The organism is Burkholderia sp. (assembly GCF_018375725.1).
GTDB lineage: Bacteria > Pseudomonadota > Gammaproteobacteria > Burkholderiales > Burkholderiaceae > Burkholderia.
The window spans coordinates 1-3,613 of record NZ_JAHACR010000377.1 but is presented as its reverse complement, the minus strand read 5'-3'; the positions used below and the strand labels follow the sequence as shown (position 1 = coordinate 3,613).

Annotated in this window: 3 protein-coding genes and 1 pseudogene; 1 reads left to right on the top strand and 3 read right to left on the bottom strand. The window is 65.7% G+C overall.

Annotated features, from left to right (window positions below; translation table 11 throughout):
• Positions 1 to 400: 3TM-type holin (locus KH616_RS23015; RefSeq protein ID WP_292252202.1), on the top strand; the 400-nt coding region annotated here is incomplete at its 5' end.
• A 788-nt stretch (positions 401 to 1,188) separates the two neighbouring features.
• On the opposite strand, the gene KH616_RS23010 is transcribed toward KH616_RS23015, so the two are convergent.
• The 3 genes and pseudogenes from KH616_RS23010 to KH616_RS23000 all read right to left on the bottom strand — a co-directional run.
• Entirely contained in the window at positions 1,189 to 1,629 is a 441-nt protein-coding gene (locus KH616_RS23010; protein WP_292252201.1) for a hypothetical protein, read from the bottom strand.
• A gap of 231 nt (positions 1,630 to 1,860) precedes the next feature.
• The gene (locus KH616_RS23005; RefSeq protein WP_292252200.1) at positions 1,861 to 3,252 is read right to left on the bottom strand and encodes a DUF2242 domain-containing protein; all 1,392 of its coding nucleotides are present in this window, start codon (positions 3,250 to 3,252) and stop codon (positions 1,861 to 1,863) included.
• 154 nt (positions 3,253 to 3,406) lie between these two features.
• A pseudogene (locus tag KH616_RS23000) lies at positions 3,407 to 3,613 on the bottom strand (LysR family transcriptional regulator); the annotation flags it as partial.

The window sequence follows — 3,613 nt, the reverse complement described above, 5'->3', positions numbered from 1 at the left end:
CGCCGCGCTGCAGGCCGACCCGGATCTTGCGCTGCAGTTCCAAAAGGCAGTGATCGAGCAGCAGGCGCAGCTCGCGCAAATCGTCGCCGATGTGCAGAAGGCCGAGCTCGCCGCCGACCAAGCCAACACCGCGGCGGTGAACCAGACGATGCAGGTTGAGGCAAAGGCCGATCACTGGCCGACGTATAGCTGGCGCCCATTCGTCGGGTTCTGCTTTGCAATCGCATGGATCGGCGACTACCTGCTACTGCCAATCCTGCACGGCTACAATCAGGCGATCGTCGTGCCGGTCGTGCCGCCTGAGGCGTGGCTGGCGATTGGTGGCGTCCTGGGCGTCGCGAGCTTCTTCCGCGGCCGGATGCAAGCCGATCCGCGAGTGCAGTCCGACAATCGGGGGTAGGGCGCCGCGCGCCGGTTCGAGTCCGCTCGGCGAATTTTCTGCGAAGCGTTCGCGAGCCTCAAAAAAGCCCCACGAATCGGCGAAAGCCTTGAAATTGCGTGGTCTGCGGCCCCGGTCCCCGGCACCAGGAACAGTTCCGAGATAATGCTGAAACCCGCGACAGCGCAAGGCTTCGCGGGTTTTTATTTTCGCGATGCATCGGCCGGATGCCTTTCATTTTTGGCATGGCCTTCACGCTCGTCCGTGAATTGCGCCCAAAAAAAACTCGGTCACGGCGATGCCGTGACCGAGGCAAAAATTGCACCCTCTCTTTGGCACGAGGAATAGATGCCGCCGAAGTATATTTCGCCGGCTCGCATCTCGATACGTAGATAAGCGCACGCTTACCGTGTCTGTTTACACGATCTGACCCTCGCGGTTACGTCCCCCGCCAGCGGCGCATTGGGGCGCCCGGATGCCCGATCGCCGTCGCGCGGCGTTTTATCGTCCGGCCAGAGCGAGTTACGTATCGGGACAAACGGCTGTGTTTCGTTTCCGCAACGTTTTGCGTCGCAGCGATAGGGCCGGAGCGATGCGGCGACCGCAGGCGTTCGTCTGCAGGCAAGCGGATCGGCCGGCATGTTTCAGCGTGGCAACCTATCGCATGGTCTGGCACGCCGAACAACCGGGCTGCGATTGCGGAACCCCGCCGAATCAGGCACCGCACGTCGATGGCACGGGATGTGCTCGCAATCCGAATGCATGACACAACATCGAGCGGGGATCGCCGCGCGGCGACGCCTCGACTATCAAATGCAGCAAACGAGGTGAATGCGGGGGGGAGCCGAATAACGGCACGGATGTCGACGGGAGCCGACGAACATGATCCCCAGCAAACAGGCATGCGTCACCGCGAAGTTCGTGGTCGTGCCGCTGCCGTGGCCGACGGCATTCCGGTGCGGTGAGCTTGTCGCTGCGCAGGCGGTGCGAATCGGCGAATGCCGTACCGACAGATCCGAGCGCCGGTTCATAGCGGCCAGTTCGGCGCGTCGGCAATCCTCGGCTGCATCGACGGGAAAGCGGGTAATCCGGTGCGCCCCGTCCGTTCCTTTTTGCCATTCGCCGTCATGCCACGGGAAAGACTCGGTCGTGTCGCGCCTGGATACCGGCGACAACATATGTTCGAGCGGGCGTCGCGACGGGATTGCGTCGGCCCGCATGGGGCGGCGAGCCGTGCCGGCCTGTGCCATGTTCGGCAGCGGCGTGAGCGGGCATGCCTGTCCGCCGATGGGAGAACGGAAATGAGGGGATTCGTGGGGGCATGCTTATGGCTCTGTCCGCTGGCGTTGGTGCTTTACATGTCGGACGTGGACATCCGGAATCTCCTCGCGGAGATTCCGGGTCTCTTGAGACATCTGGTGACGGTCTTTTTCAGTTGAGCGCGCGGTGTGCGGCATCAGGAAACGGCATCACGACGGGATTCAGTTCGTGACGCCGATGTGTGCGTCCGATGAGGCGGCGGCCGCCGCCGTCGTCGGCAAAGCTGTGTCGGATGCCGATGCAGGCGATGCCGGATTGCCGGCCGGCGTCGTTGGGACGGGTGCCGGCGCGGGCATGCCGGCGGGTGTCAGCGCAGGCGAGACGGATGCCGGTGCGGCAGCGGGCGCTGCGGCGTGGTCCGGCATCGTCGAAGAAACTTTTGCCGGTGCGGAGGCGGGGATGGACGCGGACGCGATTGGCAATGCGGAATCACGTGTCGGTGCTGTCGGTGCCGGCGCGCCGACTGGTGCAGCAACGGAAACCGATGCCGATGCGGGAAGCGCCACGGTAGCTTGAACCGTCGCTGGAGTCCGCGCTGGTCGGGGAATAGGCGTTGACGTCGAGGCTGGCCCGGATGGCGCCGTGGAAGCCGGTGTCGATGCAGAAGCAGTAGTAGCGGAACCGGCAACCGTCATCGGTGCCGATACGAATGCCTGACCGGCCGGACGTGCTGCTGACGAATCCGCCGTCGATGCGATCGCGCCGGCAACCACGGACGCGGCTTGCGGAACCGCCGCAACCGGAGCCGCCGCAATGGAAGTCACCGCAGCGGCCGGCGTCGTCATCGATGCGATTGCCGCGCGTGCCGCCGGAACCGGCGCCGCGGAGCCCGGTGCGGGTACGACCGCGGGCGCGGAAGCAGGCACGGCGGGGCGCGGCACCGGCGGCGCGGCCGGCGTCGGCTCGGCCGGCGTCGTCATCTTCATCGGCTCGCCTTGCTGCGTCGGCGCGGGCTCGGGCAGCGGCGCGACGTGTTCCTTTTCCGCGGCTTTGACCGTGGCGCGATCGCGGCGGGTCGGATCGATCTTCAGGAAATGGTCGACCAGATTGAAGTAGCGCTCGTAGAACACGCCCGCGGGAATCGTTTCGCTGGCGGTCTTGACCATGGCGTCGTCGGTCGAGCCGATCGGCAGCGACAGCGAGCCGAACAGGCTCAGGCCGACGCTCGCGGACGTGTTGGTCTTCTTCAGTGAATAGCGGTCCTGCACCGCGTTCACGTACGCGATGCTCGACGAGCCGTCCGCGTTCGCGTCCGCGCACACGACGTGGAATTCGATCACGACGTGAACGTCGTTGTTCGGCTGGAAATTCTTGCTGCCGTCGACCGCGTCGGGACGCGACGACGTCGCGATGTATCCCTGGCTCAGCAGCGCGCGGCGCGCAGCTTCGCAGGTCGCGTCGGATTTCGCATGGAACGTGCGCGCGTACGGGCTGGCCGTCGCGTCGAACTGCTCCTGCTGATAGATCGGCTTGGGCGGCGACGAGCATGCCGCCAGCACGGTCGCAATCGCGAGCGCGCACGAAACGGGGAACAGGCGGAATCGGTTGTGCATGACGTGGTTCATAAGGCTCGGCCAACTGCCGCGCCGGGCTGCGTGTGACGGGTGCGAACGCCCGCAGGGGCGGCATGCGCGCGGACAGCGCAGGACGCGAGGCTGTCTCGTATGGCCGGCCCGTCATTATATTTCGTTTGACGGCCCGGGCGCCTTATGAGGGCGTGTGCCGTGCCGCGGCGAGCAGTTGCGACGTCAGCGGATGATGCTCGCCGCGGCGCGAACGGATCGCGTGAATCTCCTCGGTCACGTCGCCCGCGCGTCCGAGCCGGCGCAGTCCGCGCAGCAGCGACGCGTCGTTCGCGCCGAGTTCGCTCAGAGGAAAGACGCCGAGCCCGCAGGCGGCGAAGACTGCCATCAG

Bases quoted from the DNA above. Each gene is read 5' to 3' on its own strand.
- KH616_RS23010 (WP_292252201.1), bottom strand. From the start codon at position 1,629: ATGGCACAGGCCGGCACGGCTCGCCGCCCCATGCGGGCCGACGCAATC.
- KH616_RS23005 (WP_292252200.1), bottom strand. From the start codon at position 3,252: ATGCACAACCGATTCCGCCTGTTCCCCGTTTCGTGCGCGCTCGCGATT.